Below are 16,555 nucleotides of genomic sequence, written 5' to 3' on the forward strand. Positions count from 1 at the left end.
CGGTGAATTTTTTGATGATCGTAGGTGCCGCCCTTGGCAAGCACGCGATGTACAAGGCGTGTTTGCAATTCTAGAGGCGAAAAGAGTTCAGAAAGTTTATAGAGTGGGACTTGGTAGGCTTCAGAGAGTTCTAGTAAGCATCCGTTTTCAGGATGCCCTAGGAGTTTTTTTCAATGTCCAGCGGATCAACCCGCCAATGCATCGCGGCGTTGAATATCTCGTTAAGCATACTGGTGCTGAGATTTTTTGAGAGTTTTTCCGCCTCGGCTTTGGTGGCCGGACTGCCCTTTAAAATATGCACGACCGATTTGGCCAAATGCAATTTAGACGCTTCGCTATCATCAATAAGCGCTTGCGCCTCTTTGGTAATTTTCGCAGCATCGGCGCTACTTAATTCATGCACCGTTACTCGGCCAAAACCTTCAATGCTTGCCTCGCGTGTACGCAAGCAGGGTTCTTTTAATAAGTCTTCAAAACTAAAGGTGTTCATAATTAATCTTCTACGCTGGAAATTTCTGGAACATTTTGAATTTGACCTTTAACAGCCATCATTTGATTTTCATCACCTTGATTGGCCGCTCCAAGATACCAACCATTAAGTAATATTTCTGACGTAACAATGTCACCGGTGCGGTAAGTCACTCTAACGCGAGCCAGCTTATCGTCACGAATCCCACTCTGATCTTTAGCCTTATTTAAAAGGTAGTTTTGGGCTGCATCGGTGGCAATCCGCCTAAAGGCCAGCTCCAGTTCGCCGCCCCCCTGAATGCCCGGCGCATGGCGCTTGGTGATTTCATGAATATCTTGATCTTCGGTGTAGGAGCCTTCGCCACCGAACTGAGGAATGGACTCCAGCCCCTCAGCCAATGTCCAAGAATCGGCAATTTCCACTTCTAGCTCAGCACCCTGCGAGATAATAGGAGTGGTGTTGTTAGCAATTGGCTTTGTCATAAATTGACCTCACTAAAATAAAAAGCAAAATCCAAAGTGATCCGCTCTAAATGCGTATCGTCTTCATAAAAGGTAATTTCAGAATCATTAATAATTTGGTCAAACGGCGGGATCACCGCGCCATGCCAGGCATCAACAATGGCGTTGGCCATCGTGCGTGCGTTGCGCTTGCTGTAGCAGTCAACTTGCACGCGAGCCATGTTGTTGGATTTTTCGTTCGAGATATCCAATGAACGGCGGTGGCTGGGTAACTTAAAGGTAACAAAATCGTCTTTAGCACTGGAAATATGCAAAGAAATACGATCATCAACAATGTTCGCCAACGCCGTATTGGTGTGTAAAAGTTGAGAGACGTAATGCTCGATCATCGTTTCGATTCTCTCTGTCGTTTGCGCAACCAAAACTTAATGCGCTGTTGCAGTTTTTTCTTAAATAGATTGGTTACCACATGGATATTTTTATCCAGTGCGGGCCGAATAAACGGTTTTCCCGAATGCCGGGTAGTTCCAAATTCTTGCTGCACCACATAGGGCACCCTAAATACACCCGTACGAACCACAACGGTGGTATCTTGGTTTTTAAAATGCCGGCCCGCTCGCCCCTTGCGATTTAATCGACTGCGCTTTTTAATACGGGATTTCATAAAGCCCGGGTACAGCGTTACCGTTTGATCTTTTTTGTTTTTGACCTTACGTGACTCACCCTCAAATATAGGCACATTAGCAAGCATGTCTTTTTTAACCGGCTCCATGGCTGCCATTGCTGCTGAGCGCAATGCCTTTGGGCCTATGTCGTTACCCAATGAAATAAGCTGCTGTTCAAGGATATCCAGCCCTTTGATTTCGACTTCAATCATAAGATTTGCTCACAAATAAACGTTGAGTAAGCATTTTGGGTTGAGGGTGTTTCGTACAGCACAGTAAAAACATCGCCATTGCTGCGCACAAACCGCATGCCCATAGCGATGCCTTTACGGGCGTTAATCTTTATTTCGACTTTAACGGTGGAAATATCCCGGCGCCCAGATTCCACACTTTCGTGCGTACCGGTTTGGTAAGTTAATTTTCCCCATGTGCCCGCCACTTTTTCCCACTCATCCACTTCCATTCCGCGCTCGTCTCGACCACGCACCCGCTGCTGTATTTCAAAGCGGGTATTTAATTGGCTGGCACTCATACAAAATCCTGTTTCTCAATATCGGCATGGGCTTTGACGCCGAAGGGAATTTCTTTGAGATCAACCGGCGCGGTCGCGGCACTGTTTTTGTGTAAATGATCCACCATGAGCAATATCGCAATTTTGATATTGGGCGTTACGTTCTCTTCGGTCCATTCAATGCCGGTGTAGTGATTGACCCAGCCCACGGCGGCGTCGACTAATAAAGTTAAGTGCTGTGTTTGCGGAGAATCTACCGGGTAATCCTCTGGCTCCAACCGAAGCTGGGCCAGAAGTTCAGTGATAGAAACGATCATCACGGTGTGGAGGGTGCAGCGGTAATATCACCACCCACCAAAGAAATGGGGCGGTAAATTTCCAATGCCGCACGCGCTGTGGCCTTAATGGTCACCATATCCTTGGTGAAGTTATCACCATCGGCGTCCGACATTTCCACCACAACGCCTCGACGCTCCGTCCATTGAGAGGCCATGTCAAACGCCCCTGTTAAAAAGCGCCCTGCGGGCATGGCATTGGTTTCGACCACCGGCAAACCCCATAAGGTTTTGACATTTTGTGCACGAGGATTAGTAGAAATAAAATGCTCATCATTACCGGTAAGCAAGTCCATGTCCGCGCAATCAGACGGATTTAAAATAATCGCCGTGGCAGAATAATCCGCCAACTCCACTTGAGCCATGGCACGACGCACTGTCTCGTAAATATTTTGACCGGCGTTCGTCGCATTGGTAAAGCTGCCGCTGGAAAAAATACCTTTTAAATTCTGACCCGTACCATTGCCTCTTAAGGCTTGTAAATCCTTACGGTATTCCACCCCGTAACGCAAACGTCCATCAATGTAAGAGGCAATGGCTTGATTGTCTTCCAACATCTGTTTGGATACATAAATGAAGTGACCAATATTGCGTACCGGTACGGTCGTGGTTTCAAATTGAATACTGGATTCAGGATACGCCGCCCCTGGCCCCTCTGCTGTCTCAGCAGCTTTGTTATCCCACAGCACCTCGCGAGTGTATTCAATGGAGTTACTGGACGTAGAGCCTTTGGGTAATACATCCAGTACACGCAACTTGCGCATGGCCAGCCCTAACACCCCTGAGCGACGATCCGTATAAGTAGCGGCCTCATCATTGGTGACCGCATTATTTTCTGCGGCGAACGTGGCTTTTGTGGTATTGCCCGCTGAGAAATCGGTATACGCTTGCGAATCGGTAAATTCCGCCCCAACCGATTTAATGGCATTATCCACATCACTTTGGCTGGTGCCCGCCTGCTCTAGCTCTAACACACGCGCTGTGGCCTCTTTGATTTTTTCCTCCAGTGTATTCAGTGCTTCTTTATTTTTGGTTCCTATTTCACCGTGTTTTTTTACCTCTTCGTTGACGGCTTGAATGGATTCAGAAAGTTTGTTTTGAATGTGTTTCAGTTCGTTTTGAACATCATCAGCAGTAAATGGCATAGTCACCTCAGAGTTTTGCATTGAACGATTTCAGTGTGTTTAAAATTGCGGTTTCGTTTTCAGAATCGCTCTGAAGTAAACGGCGTATTTTGGCAACCATGGTGGTTGCTTTGCTTTTAGAAAAACCTGACTCTCTCAGGCAAGATTCTGCATCTTTTAAGCTGGTAATGGAGTCGACATCAATGGGAGTTTTGGCCTGCGCAGTGGGCAACGAGGCAAAGCGAGCATTAAAATCGCCTCCCAAATTATTGGCCCCACTGGCGGCCACTCTCTGGGTGGCCAATCCGTATTCCACCGCTTCTTTAGCGTTCATCCATGTTTCCGCACGAATCATGTGCAGTAATTGTTCTTCATCAATACTGGCGCGAGGCAAATACGTAGACACTAAAGAATTAGTTAACCCATCGAGAAAATCCGCCGCCTCTCTTAATTCCCGCGCCTTTCCATTCACATTAACAGTGGGCTCGTGAATCATGAGGTGTGTATTGTCAGGCATAATGCGCTCGTCGCCCGCCATAAATATCAAAGAGCCTGCGGATGCAGCTGCACCCAACACCTGTGTAGTGACTCTCGCAGAGTGAGCCACCAAGGCATTGTGAATAGCCAATCCCTCAAATGCATTGCCACCCGGAGATTGAATAAAAATTTCAAGCTCTGAGCTTTTATTATTTTCAATGTGCCAAAGAATATCGTCCGTCGAGTTGCCCCAGTGCCCAATAACACCATTAATGTGATAGCGACTTTTTTCATTGCTGACATTTTCGGTTTTAAAGAAAGTATTTTTACTCATCATGGTTTACCGATTTATCCGTTGCTTTTCTTCCCTCATGAGGTGAAGGATTGAGAATGTCACCTCCCTCAATGGGTGGTAAATTGCGTAATTTTCGGCCTTCATTGGGCGTTAAAATGGGGCCACCGACAGACGCTTTGATCATCTCAATTTGGCTTTTGGAATCTCCGCGCGTTAAGGCATCGAAATCAAAATCAAAGGCGTATTTACGACGATCCGCTGGGGATAATAATTTTTTGGCCAGCGCCTGCTCCCAGCGTTGGGCGTAGGGGTTTAACCCTAGGCGATACCACCCCAATAAAATGTGTTCGATACTTGAGCCTAGCGTGGTGGTTCCAGTGTTTTCACACACCAATACAGGTGGGATATTGCCCATAAACCGACAAATATCTGCGACCTGATAATGTCGAGTCGCTAGCACTTCCATTTCTACGGGACTGATTTGTGTTTGCTGATACTTAAACCCCAATGGCAAGACCAGTAAACGCCTAGACTCTTCTTTTTCGGTAACGACTTCACTAAAATTTTCTCTCGCTTTTTTACGTTGAGCCGTACTTAAATCCGCATCGGTATACAACACTCCGCTTGGCTTCCCGCCATCCACGTAAAACTTAGCGGCGTAATTTTCCGTCGCCAAAGATAACCCCACGGTGTTTCTGGCATAGGACAATGGGCTTAAACCAATCAGGCCATTACCAAATAAGCGAATGTGTAAAATATTTCGATCAGCAATCGCGTGCACATCCGTGTCGTGATACCAGTAATACGTCACCGAACCGTTGGGCTGTAATTCTGGCTGAACGTTTTGGGCAGGTAACGGCCATAACGCCACCGGAGTGCCATCATTACGCCGAGCAATTCGCGCATAACAGTTGCCATGCAATACCAAATTTAATTGCATGGTTTCGAAAAATTCCGTTGGAGTCATTCGAGAATTAGGCGATAACGTTAGAAGATCAATTAACGGATGATCATAAATACGCTTACGTGTTTCACCTTTTTCGTACATGCCCAACGGCAAGCTGGCAAAAACCTCTGTAAGTAATTTCGTGCACGACCAAAAAGCACTGACCTGCAAAGCGGTATCTTCATTCACATACGCGGCTGCATTTTGGGTATAGCCATCCGGCTGCCCGGTTTGATCGCCTTGTTGCACGCGAGTCGCACCCGCGCCCAACCAACGGCGAACGGTATTGAATAGTCTCATAGGGATATCGGATTATTTAAAAAGTCATCAATAGCCTCTTGCTCACTTTCCGTATCGAGCATGGCACGGCTAATACCCATTAAAAGCGCAACCATGCCATCGATTTTTTGATCGGGCCGCTTCTTTTCTTTCATGGGGGAAATATTGCCTTTGAATTCCTTGGCTTGGAGATTGCCCGCCATCCAATTTAGGACGGGATTGTTATCGTGATGAAACCGACCACTTGCCACCGCCGCTTCAAGTTCACGCATCGCAGGGCCAAGTACAAAACCTTGACCAATTTCAATTGGGTTTAAACCGACTGCCTCAAGCTTTTGCGCAAGTTGTGTTGCTCGCCATTTATCATGAGGTACTTCAATAACATCAAAATCTTCACCGACCTCAAGTATTTCTTCTTCCAAATTATTGAAGTCAATTTCTGCCCCATCCGTAAGTGTCAAATAACCCTTACCTGACCATCGGGTATACGCTGATTCATTACGCTCATCCAACCCAAGCGAGTCTTCAGGTAAGTAATAACGACCAAAACTGTAGTAATGTAATCGACCTTTAATCTCTCGCCGAAACAATTGTACAAACGCACATATATCCATTTTTGATGCAAGGTCTAAACAGAACCAGCAATCATCTTCATGAAATTGCTCTATCTCTAAATTGCTGTCACCACAGGCTCGCCACTGCTCGGTATTTAGCCACTGGTTGCCCGCGCTAACCCAAACATTAAGATGCTTCGTTTTAAAGCGATTTTGACGATTAACGTTCTTAATGGCATTGCGCTGTTCGGCTTCCAGCCAATCCTGAAAAACCGATACCCCAATATTGGGATTGGCTTTTGCCAACACCTCTGGCAGCGTCCAGTCATCGTCGTCATCAATGCCATAAATCAGCGGGAATAATCGATCTTCGTCGCTTTGATTATCAAGCAATTCCCGGCTTTCTAATTCCTTGTCATAACAAGGTCCGGCGATATTGTCCCCAGCGGTCGTGATAATAAAAATTAATGCCTGTTCACGAGCGCCCATCCCTGTTCGCATCGTTGAATACTGATCATCAACATCATGCTCATGATATTCATCAATAATGGCGCACGACGGACTAGAGCCATCACCAGGGTTTCCAATGATTGGCTCAAACCGTGAGCCATCTCGTGAGCAGTTCATATTCTTGGCGTTCACTTCAATACCAAGCGCACTCATCAACTGCGGCGTTTTTTGAACCATTAATTTAGCAGGACGAAACACCTCCCATGCTTGCTTTTCCGTGGTTGCGCCGCAATACACTTCCGCACCAAACTCACCATCCAGCCAAGCACACAAATTACCAATAACGGAAGCCAAAACAGACTTACCGTTTTTCCTCGGAACCTTTGCATAAACTTCACGATAACGGCGTAAGCCATCCTTTTTTTGCTTCCAACCAAACACCGAAGCAATTAAAAATAATTGCCACGGTTCAAGCTTGATCAGCTTTTTTTCACGTGCCCACTTGCCTTTTGTGTGGGGAAATAATTGAGCTAAGCGGCACTTTTTTTCAGCTTCCTTGCTGTCAAAATAGAACGGAAAATTATCTGAATCCTGCTTCTCGACATCTTCAATATGGCGCTGGCAGATTAATCTTGTCCACCTGCACGTAACAATCTTTTGACTAGCCACATCACGTGCATAGCCATGCGCCTTGTTAACATTTACCGGGTCAAGCATTCAGCAATTTTAAAAACTCGTTTTCTTCTTCTGGATTTTTTGGAGCCTGAATTCGCGATCGACTGGAGGGGTCTAAGCCGAGCGCCGCACCAAATCTTTGCATTCGTGCTGCCGCTTCGTTTTTAATCGTTAAGGCCGGGTTTTTCTTCAGTCCGCTTGCCCCCTCTACCAACATTCCATGCTCAATCACTAAGCGCTCAGCAGCTTGAAAATCAGCGTAACTTTGACAAAACACTTCGAGGTTGTGCAGATCAGCTACCGTCAAAACCCCTCGACTTCCAAGCAATGGAGCGTAATGACACCAATACTCGGCAGCTTCTTCGTTCAGCGTTTTAGGTGGGTCAGCATTGCGGATGATGTCGTACTTCGGCTCATCTTCGTTGAGCGGCCTTTTGCCGGGATTTCCCTCCAACTCCTTAACCGCCGTAGGTTTTGGAGGTCTGCCAACAGTAGGCATTGAGTGCCTCCCATTTTTTCTTTAATTTCGCGGGTGTGAAAAAGTGACTAGGCCGCGCGGTGGTTTAGAGAAGGCCCTAGAAATTCACATAGCCCCCCTACCTGCGCGTATGACATGATTAATTGATTTGCCTCATACCAAGATACTGTATGTTAATACAAGCTCTTTAAGATACCTTAGAATGGCTTCTCGAACGTCGTGCTTTTAACGATTCTTGCTGTGTCTTGCGCTTATGACAATCCTTGCACAACCACTGTAAGTTACTGATGTGATCCGTACCGCCTTCGCTTATCGGTATGATGTGATCACACTCATTGCCGTGTACCAGTAACCCTAAGCGTGAGCACTCCTCACATAAACCTCTGGCTCGTTGTCTTACTGCCTCTCTTAACTTACGCCAACGTGTTGTTGATCCATTACGACCTTCTCTCTTGCTTATGCTCTGGCGCTTGCTCCATCCACTTGCCTTATGTGCGTGCTTATCACAGTAGCCATGGCGTGCTGTGGTCTTGCCTGGACACATAGGTGAGCGGCATGGGCGAGGAGTTTTGCTGGGCATGAGTAAGTTCTTTAGTTTTCTATAGACATTAAAAAACCCGCACTGGGCGGGTTGTGTTTAAATGAATAGATAATTTTTAATAGTGTAAAGTTTTCAATTGTTTGCTTAATACTTTAGCGGTCCTTATGAGCCCAGCTGTGGGACACCCTCCGTTCATATACAACCAAACATAAGCAACTATTCGAATTTCATTATCAATATCACCAATCAAGTCATCTTCAACACCTCCATGCGCATGATCCAAAGCACTTGTGCCTTGGATGGCATTATTAGTGAATTCCAGGGACCAGCACTGCTCCAACTGACGATGAAATGCATCATGCGTAGCGGTACCACCTGGCGGATAATTTCCCGCACTTATTATCTCATGCTTCTCCAATGGAGCTATATTTTTAAATTTACCTTTAGCATGCGTTCCCTGTATCGTTATGTACCCTTTATTATCAAAGCTTACAAAACGCAAACCCTTTGTCCGAAACAAATCTGGTTGAGTGTAGAGCCTTCCGCTCATAGTAATCCCCTATTGGTTTTAAGTTTTATTTCAGCTAGTACCTCAATAGAAGGAATACCGAGAAGGAAAAATAAAATTATCAAATGGCGCCAAATTAATCTTGTGAGTTAGGAGAGGTTGAATTCCACGGACGGAAACATCAAAGGATTGGATTAGCTGTCACCACTACCGGCTGTAGTGCCAGGGACCGGGCATTTGTTTGCCGGTGGCAGCTCCCTTATTCATCTAGCTCCATGTCTTGGGTTTCGTCGTGGCGACACTCAAAGTCCGTGTAAAAGTCCATTCTTCGCCTTTCAAGCCTCGCAAAGTAAATAAACCCAAAAGCCATACAAAGAAGACCGAGAGCCAGAAGACCAATTAATAGTTGCTCCATGTTCACTCCAATTTTTTCGATGCCGGAATTCCGTCAGTTAAAATGACGGTATTAATGAGCTCAGATTTGAGCTTATCTACCTAAGCCATTTTTCTGGCTTAGCTCTTCTAAGACCTGCCCCGTCGAATTAACGGGTTAGATGCGCCCAAATTTGGGCCTATCTCTATTTGATTGGCGATGCATCCAGATTTGGATGTATCGTTAACCATCCATTTTTGGATAGTTGATTCCCAGAATGGAAATTTCCATTCTGGCGAGGTAAGTTGAACTTACGCCGCCTGCTCTGATGCAATTACTTCCAAGACTCGCTTAAACCACATAGGGCGATAGCCAGAGTGATCACTATCTTTGGCCTTGTATGGCTCCATGCTGCAATATTCCATACCGAGTTCAGTTGGTGCCCAGTTACCGTTTATTTTTACTTGAAGACCGTTTTCTAGAAGCAGCTTATTTACTGCCTGTGCTGTCTTGCCAATTAATTCACCCAGCTTGCTGGGGATTAGCGGTACTTCCGTAACGGTGTTATGGCCGATTAATAGCGGATTAAAATCGACACCGGTGTCGTTGAGGGTTTGGTCTACTGCGATAGCTTTTGCCATTTCCGGGGCGGTACCGAGTAACTTACTCGCTTCGATGTAGCCAGATAATTGAGCGGCTGCGTGTTGAGCTGGTGCAATGCGCGGTTTGTTTTCGATTACTGGCTTTTCTAATTGCTCAAGCTCTTGCCAGCGCTTGATGATCACTCTGCGAAGGTTTGGGTTGTAACCCGTGATCAGGGTGAGTGTCAGCTCTTTATCTAAATGATATTCAGTATATGTATTACCATTATGAACATAATTCGAACTATCCAAATTTGGATGGTTCAAATCGGTGCATAATTTCTCTATATCACGCTTAATGTGACCATGCTGCTTACCCGTCAATTCCGCTATCTCACGGCTCGACATGGTTTTAATTTCAGCAGTAGGTAATGTGTTCATATTTGATCTCTCCGATTAAAGGTGGGGTACTCGCTCACGTCGGGCCGAGAGTAAGCCCACTTTCCCCCATGACGTGCTCTCGATTTGCAGGCATAAAAAAACCCGCGAGATGCGGGCTTTGAGTGTTGAAGTATCCGTAATTAACGCAACTGAAATGCAATAACGGTTGTGGCGATAGTCAGAAATGCGCCAAGGACTGTCCAAGCTACTTTTGAGTTAAACAGTGACTGTGAATCCGTTTTACTGTGAGCCACCTCAACAGCCTGTACCCTTAACTCAAGCTTATCTAGTCGTTCAAAAGAGCGCTTAATTGCATCATCTGAGTTGGCCTGACGCTCTTCAATGCGTACCAACATGTTGAGACTGTCTTCGATTCTGACAAGCCTTGCTTCGAGCCGAGTTGCCAATCTGTCAAAATCATCCATCAAAGTAATCCTGATTTTGTAACTTTATTACCGGACAACAGTAATTTATCGTCACTTCGCTTTTTAACATAGCCGAGATAGCCGGCACCAAACATGATCCACATTCCCTCGGGCACGGAGTCCAATAAAGCCTCTATATTTTTTGCAGCCTGAAATGTTTGATCAGGCCACCAGATGCCGAGGATGCCGCCTAAAAAACAGAAGATAATCACGCCGTACATGACGTATAAAAATGTTGGTCGAGCACGAGATGTATAAGGATCAGATGATTTCGCTTCAGCAACAATTGCTTGGATTGCCATCTCTTGCTCTTTAAATCTGCCTTCCATTGCCAGCTTTGCGGCCTCGTGCTTAAGCTTTGCCTTGTCCGCTTTGCTGATTGCAAACTTATCAATGGCCGATGTTAATAAACCTGCAACTTCGCTAATCATCAATAAACACCCCGAATAGAGCCAGTGCGCATCACTTGTGAGTGCCGCTCCGCACGTTGAGGGCTGTCATGCTCAGCCCATTTGCTATCAAGCATCTCGCGTGCGGCATCGTCAAAATCATCAGCATCAATACACGCAAGAGTGTTTGTAAACCCTAATAACCCTTGTACGCCTAGTTGATAAGCCATACTAATCAAAATAGCTTTACGATCATCGTTTAACTCTATAAAAGCAGGGATTTTTTGCTCAAGCTGGTCCAGCAATGAGCTGCATTTATCAAGCAGCCAAGCATTAGCCATTTCTTTTGTTAGCGTTAGGGTGAAAAAGTGAAGCGGTGCGCACTTAGTACCAATTTTTAATCCATACCCAATCGTGGGGTAACCGTTAGAGCAATAATACGGACGCGAGCGAAAGCCCTCTTCAGCACGCAATATCTTTGCAGCAAGAGTGATAACGTTATTCATAGTTTTATTTCAGATATAAAAAAGCCCTCCGAAGAGGGCAACCGAAAACGCGCATTGGGGGTACGCTAGAATCCTAAATTTCAGGCATAAAAAAGCCCCGACAGAGTGCCGAGGCTTTGTGTTTCGCAGCTTTAAATCAAAAACGCCCTAAACATTTATTTAGGGCGCAAGAATTAACAATATGTGATTCAGAGTAATTTATTGTGCACAAAAAATCAATTATTTCTTTTTGGAAAACCTAAAACTGAGCCAGATTTACCTAACGAGGAATTAACACCTCTTGGCTTTAGCTTTAGCTCAACCAAATTTTCCGCTTGCGGACGTTCAGAAAAATAATTTTCAGGTAAGCCGCAAAGATCAGCTATCAGCTCTTTAGGCAAACCTAATTGAAAGGCCAGTTCGCCCTTAGAAATATGACTATTATCAACCAACATTGATACGGCTCGATTCAATAGCCTTGGCATTTCAAATGGAACTTGATCATCATACGGTTCTCCCTTTCTCCATCCCCTAGCTGAAATACCCTTAAATAATCGAAGCTTAGTGTCATCATCAATAATTCCAAGCTGATAGCATCGCATTATCATAGAAGCAATAGAGCATTTCCAGCGGCGCTTCAAAGTCAGAAAGTTATCGAGAGTAGGCCAAACAACTTCATTCACAAAAGACTCCGAAGGCATTAGAAAACACCCCGCGAACAGATCGGCTTGTCGCTCAATTTCTTTGTATGTAGAACTTGAATTTAAATGAGACCCATCTACGTATCTATGCAGAACCAAATGCCCCAACTCATGTGCAGCATCAAATCGACTGCGAATACCATTTGCTTTATCAGCTGCAACTAAAACATATGGATGGCCGTCAGTCTCACTCCACCTGGATACACCATCCATTTTAACGTAACCAATCTCATTTCTGGTAAATATGACACCAGCATTTTCCAAGGTAAGCACAACATTATTTATTGGACCCAACCCCAACCCCCAAACCTCACGGCACTTCGCTGCCATCTTCTCTACTTCAACATCAGATATATTTAGCGGGTTTGTTTCTTCAATGAATGGAATATTCACTTTGGGCCAAACTAACCACTTAGAAAGATATCCAGATATTTCTGAAAGAAAATCAAGTCGCATCTGTGACACCCCTCTAGCAGACTTCGCAGTGGATGCTTGAGATCTAAAGAAATAAGGCTTTTCTCCATGACTGGCAATATCTTTCAAAAACCAACTTTCAGGAAAGTTCACAACTTCACTTAAGCGGCTTAATTTTTCGTTTTCTGGGGCTTGAGTACCTTTTTCCCAATTGGAAATAGTTGCCGGTGATACCCCTACCAGCGAAGCTAATGCGTTACGCGTTATGCCTAAAAATTTACGCACCTGGGTTAATCTCTCTGAATTAAACCCACTAACCCCTTTTCTCATAATTTATACCTTAAACACTAATCATCTTGAGCTGAATCTTCTTCCGCTGAATCTTGTTCCGCCTCAATAACCTCTTTTCTAAAATCAGGCCATGCGTTATCAGGCTCTGAAACCTCTTCAGCAGGCATATCTGTATACATCTGCAACAACTCCACAATTGGAATCTTTAAGTGAAAGTCCTTCCAATTAATATGAGGCACGGCAACTATAACCTCTTTCGGAATAGATAAGTCTTGATCTTGTTCTGAGTGAATAACAAGCATCACAATATGCAAAGTTCGACCATTATCAGACCTCAAAGGTGATGGGCTGAGCATGTCATCTATTGGAGGATCAAAATCCTTATTCATTTGCGCAAGCATTTCGCGATACTTTGCCGGCCTTGGGAGATCTTTATCATGTAATTCGCAGTGGCTTATTGAAATGTCCCCCACAGATAGCACCACATATTGCTCCCCCTTCGGCTTCGTATATATAAAATCAGTCTGGACACCCTTCATAGGAGCACCCAATGCTTCATCTATCAGATAGTGTCGCTGCTGCGCCCTCGGTCTGCTAGGTTCCCGATGTTTAAAAAGTTTTGCCGTTTCTTCATATGCTAATTTGTAGCCGGAGTAGATCCTATCCTGAATAGACAAGACAACGCTCTTATCAATGGAGCGAACAATGAATTCAGCTATACGCTCTTTAATATTGGACATAAAATTCTCGATGCTGGGTTAAGTTAATCGGAATTTTAGTCCTAAAAATTTAGTTTTACAATGAAATGGGCGATTACAAGGCATATAGGGCACAATCCATCCATGCCGTACCAGCCTTCACAATCACCTCCGCTCTGCGCCTGTCAACCTTCAGCTCCCGCGCCAACCGCGATAAGTTTCCACCATATAAATAGTACTTAGTCACCGCCTCTCCCATTTCAGAGTCTCGCGCTAAAAGGCGCGACAAAGCCGCGTCCACTCTCATTGCCTCATCATCGGAGATAGCGGGTGATAAGCCCTTAGAGCCCAGCAAGCGCCTGAATGGCTCAATCGTCGGATACCCTATATTGTCGGGATTAGAGCGAGCCCAGCGAGCCCACTGATCTAGAAGCCAAGGTGTATCAAACATCTGATTGTCATTTCTGGCCAGCATCACTTAACCCCCTTAACACTAATCAACCCCTGCCCGATCCGGCGTTTCAAAGTACGAAATACTCCACGAATATGAGCACGGTAAATCTCGTCTTGCGAAATATCTTTGACCTGCATACGACCATCAATAATGTCGTGACATGCAGAGCAGCAATCAGCACCCCAGTAGTCGGGGCTTTTTATTCCCATGCCTTTCATCTCGCTAGGAGCATGAGCGAGCACCGTCGTCTCTGGGTTGCCGTTGCAATACGGATAAAGCTGTACAGTGCACTCTTGACCGCGTGCTGCTTTTGTTAGAGCGGTTTGTTTAGCCATTCTGATACCTCTTAAACTCGCCCTTACTCTCCAGCGTAATCCCATGCTCAGATGCAAAGTGTTGCTGTATCGTTGCCATATACCGTGTCATTTGCTCGCGACTCATTAAGCTGGTGACCGTAAAAAAATCCATTATTTGAAGCTTTTCCGGATAATCCCTGTGCTTTAAAACCGTGTCGTAGGCAACGCGAAACTTTTCACACTCACCCCGCATCAACGGCACACCAAAATGCAATTTACAATATCGTCTTGAGCTACCAGTGGGCTGACTTAGCGCTTTGTCTATTTGCCCATACCAGATGTGACTTAATGCGTTTTGATCAAGTGAACGATCAGCACCAATGCGTGGTTGTGTGTATGTAATGTATTTGTGTTTTTGATAAAGCTCGCTAACGTGCTGAGTGAAAGCCTTTAGTGTTTGATCTGAATTTATTGTCCATGCTGCGCCCATCACATCCCCCAATTAACGTTTAAAAATCTCATCAAGTTTACTTTTGACATCAAGCCCCGCCTTATCCCAGTCCTTTTTATATTTTTCACTTTTTTTAAAATCTTCCCGAATGGCAAGGCAAAGCCTCATGAAAAAATAACAACAATAAAAAAGAATCAACATCATCAAAATAAAAAGAATCATGTCCATCACACCCCGCTCCTGATTTATTGCTTAACAAGCCCATCTAATTTCTGCGCATTCGCCAAAGTTCTTTCATCGGTAATACCCATACGCTTGCAGAAATCGACAGCTTTAAAGTTCTCAGCAATGCGTTTCTCTGACTCACTTAAAACAATTGTTCCTGGCTTATCAAAATAAGCCCATGATCTGTCATGCACACTTTGATACAGGGCCAGCGGATTCATAAGTCACCAAATATGTTTTTAAAGTCTTGTTGAAATCGGTTGTTAGCATCTTTGGATTTTTTAATTGCTTCGTCGCTGGGTAGCGCTAGCGGTGTAAATTCTCGGTGACCTCGTGCTTGTGGTGGCACTGCGCAATGACTTTCAAACTGTGCGTAACTTGGCGGGTACGCATCTTCGCCATCCAGAGTTTTTTGTTTGATAATTTGCTCAAGCTTTGCAAAACCACGAGCAAAATCCTCAGAAGTCAAATGGCTCAGTTTCTTGCACCACAATTTCGCCGTGTTCGAAAGTTCGCCCTTCACCAGAAAAGCCCCCGCTCTGGTAGTCCACAGGTGGCCGTACAGTTGCGCCATTCTCACCCACAGGGCTGACACCAGCTTCTCGGTCGAGGCGTTCCATGTGCTCGATGAAGTCGGCTTCTGCTCGCTCTGCTGGAGTTGGTTTATAACTTGGTTTCCCAGTTCGGTAGCTGTTTGCATGATTCCCCCCCTGATTAAAATTTTGTGAGTTTTTTATCCACTGAAATTCAAAGCCCCGCCAACCTTTCATCATTGCGGTATCAAGGCATTGCTCTACGGTGTAACCAGACATGTTCGCCAGTGTTAATTCTTTTCCGATAAGCCTGAACGCTCGCATCGAAATCGTCCCTCGTGATTTTTTCCGAGCATCAAGCCAAGCATCAAAACATTCGTCACTCGGTCGCTCAGGCCAATGCCATGATTCCCAATCGTCGAGATTCGGTTTGAATGTTTTTGGTTTTGATTTCTTCGGCAACGGCTTTTCCGGCTCACGCTCGTGATCAAACTCGTTTTGATCAAGTAAGTTTTTATTAAATTCAGTATTTGTTATATCTAAGTCTTTATTAAGTGACTGATTTGCCGTCGACGGTGAATCCGTTAACGGTAAACCCGTCGACGGTAAATCCGTACACGGTAACTTTTCTGTAACATTTTCTTCCTTTTTCACCGTTGACGGATTTTCAGTAAACGGTGTTTCTTGAATAATCCAATCGTTTTTATCAAATGATCCGCCTGATTTACGAGACTGAGTTTTATGCGCGTAGCCAGCTTCTACAAGCTCGCCCAAAAGCTTTCTGCACTTGTCTCTGCCGATACCAAAACGTTTACGCAAATGGGCTTCTTGAATCTCCCAGTTGTCGGGACGAGTCAAAAGAAATATCAATAAACCCATTGCATCAAGAGACAGCCGCTCGTCATTCGGTATCTCGTTATTGAGCACGTAAAAACCCGAATCCGGGCGCTTACCTCTTATGATTGCCATTAATCACCTGTACTACTGGATAAAAAAACATTCACCTGGGGTTATTAACGAAACCCAAAAA

The 16,555-nt window shown here is 45.0% G+C and carries 27 protein-coding genes; all 27 read right to left on the reverse strand.

What is annotated here, in order from left to right; all coding sequences use genetic code 11:
* Positions 1-157 precede the first annotated feature (157 nt).
* The 27 genes from LU351_RS07670 to LU351_RS07800 all read right to left on the reverse strand — a co-directional run bounded on the left by LU351_RS07670 (position 158) and on the right by LU351_RS07800 (position 16,494).
* Entirely contained in the window at positions 158-490 is a 333-nt protein-coding gene (locus tag LU351_RS07670; RefSeq protein ID WP_232593481.1) for a hypothetical protein, read from the reverse strand.
* A gap of 2 nt (positions 491-492) precedes the next feature.
* Positions 493-951, reverse strand: a complete 459-nt coding sequence (locus tag LU351_RS07675; RefSeq protein WP_232593482.1) for a hypothetical protein — start codon at positions 949-951, stop codon at positions 493-495.
* Positions 948-1,319 carry a DUF3168 domain-containing protein gene (locus tag LU351_RS07680; protein ID WP_232593483.1) on the reverse strand — a complete coding sequence of 124 codons (372 nt, stop codon included), beginning with the start codon at positions 1,317-1,319 and terminating at the stop codon, positions 948-950. Before LU351_RS07680 ends, LU351_RS07675 begins: the two co-directional genes overlap by 4 nt.
* Positions 1,316-1,807, reverse strand: coding sequence for an HK97-gp10 family putative phage morphogenesis protein (locus LU351_RS07685; protein ID WP_232593484.1), 492 nt, complete (start codon positions 1,805-1,807; stop codon positions 1,316-1,318). The genes LU351_RS07680 and LU351_RS07685 overlap by 4 nt, the downstream gene beginning before the upstream one ends.
* A complete protein-coding gene (locus tag LU351_RS07690) occupies positions 1,804-2,127 on the reverse strand; it encodes a head-tail adaptor protein (protein ID WP_232593485.1) in 324 nt (107 codons plus the stop codon). Before LU351_RS07690 ends, LU351_RS07685 begins: the two co-directional genes overlap by 4 nt.
* Entirely contained in the window at positions 2,124-2,423 is a 300-nt protein-coding gene (locus LU351_RS07695; protein WP_232593529.1) for a head-tail connector protein, read from the reverse strand. The genes LU351_RS07690 and LU351_RS07695 overlap by 4 nt, the downstream gene beginning before the upstream one ends.
* The gene (locus tag LU351_RS07700) at positions 2,423-3,586 is read right to left on the reverse strand and encodes a phage major capsid protein (protein WP_232593486.1); all 1,164 of its coding nucleotides are present in this window, start codon (positions 3,584-3,586) and stop codon (positions 2,423-2,425) included. Before LU351_RS07700 ends, LU351_RS07695 begins: the two co-directional genes overlap by 1 nt.
* A 7-nt stretch (positions 3,587-3,593) precedes the next feature.
* Entirely contained in the window at positions 3,594-4,379 is a 786-nt protein-coding gene (locus tag LU351_RS07705; protein WP_232593487.1) for a head maturation protease, ClpP-related, read from the reverse strand.
* The gene (locus tag LU351_RS07710) at positions 4,369-5,583 is read right to left on the reverse strand and encodes a phage portal protein (RefSeq protein ID WP_232593488.1); all 1,215 of its coding nucleotides are present in this window, start codon (positions 5,581-5,583) and stop codon (positions 4,369-4,371) included. The genes LU351_RS07705 and LU351_RS07710 overlap by 11 nt, the downstream gene beginning before the upstream one ends.
* Positions 5,580-7,283 (reverse strand): terminase large subunit, encoded by a 1,704-nt coding sequence (locus LU351_RS07715; RefSeq protein ID WP_232593489.1) that lies wholly within the window; start codon positions 7,281-7,283, stop codon positions 5,580-5,582. Before LU351_RS07715 ends, LU351_RS07710 begins: the two co-directional genes overlap by 4 nt.
* Entirely contained in the window at positions 7,276-7,740 is a 465-nt protein-coding gene (locus LU351_RS07720) for a phage terminase small subunit P27 family (RefSeq protein WP_232593490.1), read from the reverse strand. Before LU351_RS07720 ends, LU351_RS07715 begins: the two co-directional genes overlap by 8 nt.
* Before the next feature lie 166 nt (positions 7,741-7,906).
* Positions 7,907-8,299, reverse strand: a complete 393-nt coding sequence (locus tag LU351_RS07725) for an HNH endonuclease (protein WP_232593491.1) — start codon at positions 8,297-8,299, stop codon at positions 7,907-7,909.
* 76 nt (positions 8,300-8,375) lie between these two features.
* Positions 8,376-8,810: a hypothetical protein gene (locus LU351_RS07730; RefSeq protein ID WP_232593492.1), complete on the reverse strand. Its 435-nt coding sequence runs from the start codon at positions 8,808-8,810 to the stop codon at positions 8,376-8,378.
* Positions 8,811-9,027: 217 nt separating this feature from the next.
* Positions 9,028-9,183 carry a hypothetical protein gene (locus LU351_RS07735; protein ID WP_232593493.1) on the reverse strand — a complete coding sequence of 52 codons (156 nt, stop codon included), beginning with the start codon at positions 9,181-9,183 and terminating at the stop codon, positions 9,028-9,030.
* A gap of 269 nt (positions 9,184-9,452) precedes the next feature.
* Positions 9,453-10,163: a Rha family transcriptional regulator gene (locus LU351_RS07740; protein WP_232593494.1), complete on the reverse strand. Its 711-nt coding sequence runs from the start codon at positions 10,161-10,163 to the stop codon at positions 9,453-9,455.
* A gap of 140 nt (positions 10,164-10,303) precedes the next feature.
* Complete coding sequence (locus LU351_RS07745) at positions 10,304-10,588, reverse strand: hypothetical protein (RefSeq protein WP_232593495.1); 285 nt, start codon at positions 10,586-10,588, stop codon at positions 10,304-10,306.
* Positions 10,588-11,019 (reverse strand): 3TM-type holin, encoded by a 432-nt coding sequence (locus tag LU351_RS07750; RefSeq protein WP_232593496.1) that lies wholly within the window; start codon positions 11,017-11,019, stop codon positions 10,588-10,590. Before LU351_RS07750 ends, LU351_RS07745 begins: the two co-directional genes overlap by 1 nt.
* Complete coding sequence (locus tag LU351_RS07755) at positions 11,019-11,483, reverse strand: glycoside hydrolase family protein (protein WP_232593497.1); 465 nt, start codon at positions 11,481-11,483, stop codon at positions 11,019-11,021. Before LU351_RS07755 ends, LU351_RS07750 begins: the two co-directional genes overlap by 1 nt.
* A 215-nt stretch (positions 11,484-11,698) precedes the next feature.
* On the reverse strand, positions 11,699-12,907 hold the full coding sequence (locus LU351_RS07760) for a helix-turn-helix domain-containing protein (protein WP_232593498.1): 1,209 nt from the start codon (positions 12,905-12,907) through the stop codon (positions 11,699-11,701).
* A gap of 17 nt (positions 12,908-12,924) precedes the next feature.
* A complete protein-coding gene (locus LU351_RS07765) occupies positions 12,925-13,608 on the reverse strand; it encodes a hypothetical protein (RefSeq protein ID WP_232593499.1) in 684 nt (227 codons plus the stop codon).
* A 73-nt stretch (positions 13,609-13,681) separates the two neighbouring features.
* Positions 13,682-14,041: an antiterminator Q family protein gene (locus LU351_RS07770; RefSeq protein ID WP_232593500.1), complete on the reverse strand. Its 360-nt coding sequence runs from the start codon at positions 14,039-14,041 to the stop codon at positions 13,682-13,684.
* On the reverse strand, positions 14,041-14,355 hold the full coding sequence (locus LU351_RS07775; RefSeq protein ID WP_232593501.1) for a nuclease domain-containing protein: 315 nt from the start codon (positions 14,353-14,355) through the stop codon (positions 14,041-14,043). Before LU351_RS07775 ends, LU351_RS07770 begins: the two co-directional genes overlap by 1 nt.
* The gene (locus tag LU351_RS07780; protein ID WP_232593502.1) at positions 14,348-14,806 is read right to left on the reverse strand and encodes a NinB/YbcN family protein; all 459 of its coding nucleotides are present in this window, start codon (positions 14,804-14,806) and stop codon (positions 14,348-14,350) included. Before LU351_RS07780 ends, LU351_RS07775 begins: the two co-directional genes overlap by 8 nt.
* Positions 14,807-14,818: 12 nt before the next feature.
* Complete coding sequence (locus tag LU351_RS07785) at positions 14,819-14,998, reverse strand: hypothetical protein (RefSeq protein ID WP_232593503.1); 180 nt, start codon at positions 14,996-14,998, stop codon at positions 14,819-14,821.
* Between the two features lie 14 nt (positions 14,999-15,012).
* The gene (locus LU351_RS07790; RefSeq protein WP_232593504.1) at positions 15,013-15,213 is read right to left on the reverse strand and encodes a hypothetical protein; all 201 of its coding nucleotides are present in this window, start codon (positions 15,211-15,213) and stop codon (positions 15,013-15,015) included.
* The gene (locus LU351_RS07795) at positions 15,210-15,461 is read right to left on the reverse strand and encodes a hypothetical protein (RefSeq protein ID WP_232593505.1); all 252 of its coding nucleotides are present in this window, start codon (positions 15,459-15,461) and stop codon (positions 15,210-15,212) included. The genes LU351_RS07790 and LU351_RS07795 overlap by 4 nt, the downstream gene beginning before the upstream one ends.
* A complete protein-coding gene (locus tag LU351_RS07800) occupies positions 15,451-16,494 on the reverse strand; it encodes a helix-turn-helix domain-containing protein (protein WP_232593506.1) in 1,044 nt (347 codons plus the stop codon). The genes LU351_RS07795 and LU351_RS07800 overlap by 11 nt, the downstream gene beginning before the upstream one ends.
* Between the last annotated feature and the right edge of the window lie 61 nt (positions 16,495-16,555).

Source organism: Marinibactrum halimedae, from assembly GCF_021234875.1.
GTDB lineage: Bacteria > Pseudomonadota > Gammaproteobacteria > Pseudomonadales > Cellvibrionaceae > Marinibactrum > Marinibactrum halimedae.

Excerpts from the sequence above, each read along its gene's own strand:
- LU351_RS07675 (WP_232593482.1), bottom strand. The coding sequence starts at position 951 with ATGACAAAGCCAATTGCTAACAACACCACTCCTATTATCTCGCAGGGT.
- LU351_RS07800 (WP_232593506.1), bottom strand. The coding sequence starts at position 16,494 with ATGGCAATCATAAGAGGTAAGCGCCCGGATTCGGGTTTTTACGTGCTC.
- LU351_RS07680 (WP_232593483.1), bottom strand. The coding sequence starts at position 1,319 with ATGATCGAGCATTACGTCTCTCAACTTTTACACACCAATACGGCGTTG.
- LU351_RS07740 (WP_232593494.1), bottom strand. The coding sequence starts at position 10,163 with ATGAACACATTACCTACTGCTGAAATTAAAACCATGTCGAGCCGTGAG.
- LU351_RS07765 (WP_232593499.1), bottom strand. The coding sequence starts at position 13,608 with ATGTCCAATATTAAAGAGCGTATAGCTGAATTCATTGTTCGCTCCATT.
- LU351_RS07690 (WP_232593485.1), bottom strand. The coding sequence starts at position 2,127 with ATGAGTGCCAGCCAATTAAATACCCGCTTTGAAATACAGCAGCGGGTG.
- LU351_RS07725 (WP_232593491.1), bottom strand. The coding sequence starts at position 8,299 with ATGCCCAGCAAAACTCCTCGCCCATGCCGCTCACCTATGTGTCCAGGC.
- LU351_RS07720 (WP_232593490.1), bottom strand. The coding sequence starts at position 7,740 with ATGCCTACTGTTGGCAGACCTCCAAAACCTACGGCGGTTAAGGAGTTG.
- LU351_RS07735 (WP_232593493.1), bottom strand. The coding sequence starts at position 9,183 with ATGGAGCAACTATTAATTGGTCTTCTGGCTCTCGGTCTTCTTTGTATG.
- LU351_RS07710 (WP_232593488.1), bottom strand. The coding sequence starts at position 5,583 with ATGAGACTATTCAATACCGTTCGCCGTTGGTTGGGCGCGGGTGCGACT.
- LU351_RS07730 (WP_232593492.1), bottom strand. The coding sequence starts at position 8,810 with ATGAGCGGAAGGCTCTACACTCAACCAGATTTGTTTCGGACAAAGGGT.
- LU351_RS07695 (WP_232593529.1), bottom strand. The coding sequence starts at position 2,423 with ATGATCGTTTCTATCACTGAACTTCTGGCCCAGCTTCGGTTGGAGCCA.
- LU351_RS07780 (WP_232593502.1), bottom strand. The coding sequence starts at position 14,806 with ATGGGCGCAGCATGGACAATAAATTCAGATCAAACACTAAAGGCTTTC.
- LU351_RS07745 (WP_232593495.1), bottom strand. The coding sequence starts at position 10,588 with ATGGATGATTTTGACAGATTGGCAACTCGGCTCGAAGCAAGGCTTGTC.
- LU351_RS07685 (WP_232593484.1), bottom strand. The coding sequence starts at position 1,807 with ATGATTGAAGTCGAAATCAAAGGGCTGGATATCCTTGAACAGCAGCTT.
- LU351_RS07750 (WP_232593496.1), bottom strand. The coding sequence starts at position 11,019 with ATGATTAGCGAAGTTGCAGGTTTATTAACATCGGCCATTGATAAGTTT.
- LU351_RS07760 (WP_232593498.1), bottom strand. The coding sequence starts at position 12,907 with ATGAGAAAAGGGGTTAGTGGGTTTAATTCAGAGAGATTAACCCAGGTG.
- LU351_RS07790 (WP_232593504.1), bottom strand. The coding sequence starts at position 15,213 with ATGAATCCGCTGGCCCTGTATCAAAGTGTGCATGACAGATCATGGGCT.
- LU351_RS07755 (WP_232593497.1), bottom strand. The coding sequence starts at position 11,483 with ATGAATAACGTTATCACTCTTGCTGCAAAGATATTGCGTGCTGAAGAG.
- LU351_RS07700 (WP_232593486.1), bottom strand. The coding sequence starts at position 3,586 with ATGCCATTTACTGCTGATGATGTTCAAAACGAACTGAAACACATTCAA.
- LU351_RS07770 (WP_232593500.1), bottom strand. The coding sequence starts at position 14,041 with ATGCTGGCCAGAAATGACAATCAGATGTTTGATACACCTTGGCTTCTA.
- LU351_RS07775 (WP_232593501.1), bottom strand. The coding sequence starts at position 14,355 with ATGGCTAAACAAACCGCTCTAACAAAAGCAGCACGCGGTCAAGAGTGC.
- LU351_RS07705 (WP_232593487.1), bottom strand. The coding sequence starts at position 4,379 with ATGATGAGTAAAAATACTTTCTTTAAAACCGAAAATGTCAGCAATGAA.
- LU351_RS07670 (WP_232593481.1), bottom strand. The coding sequence starts at position 490 with ATGAACACCTTTAGTTTTGAAGACTTATTAAAAGAACCCTGCTTGCGT.
- LU351_RS07715 (WP_232593489.1), bottom strand. The coding sequence starts at position 7,283 with ATGCTTGACCCGGTAAATGTTAACAAGGCGCATGGCTATGCACGTGAT.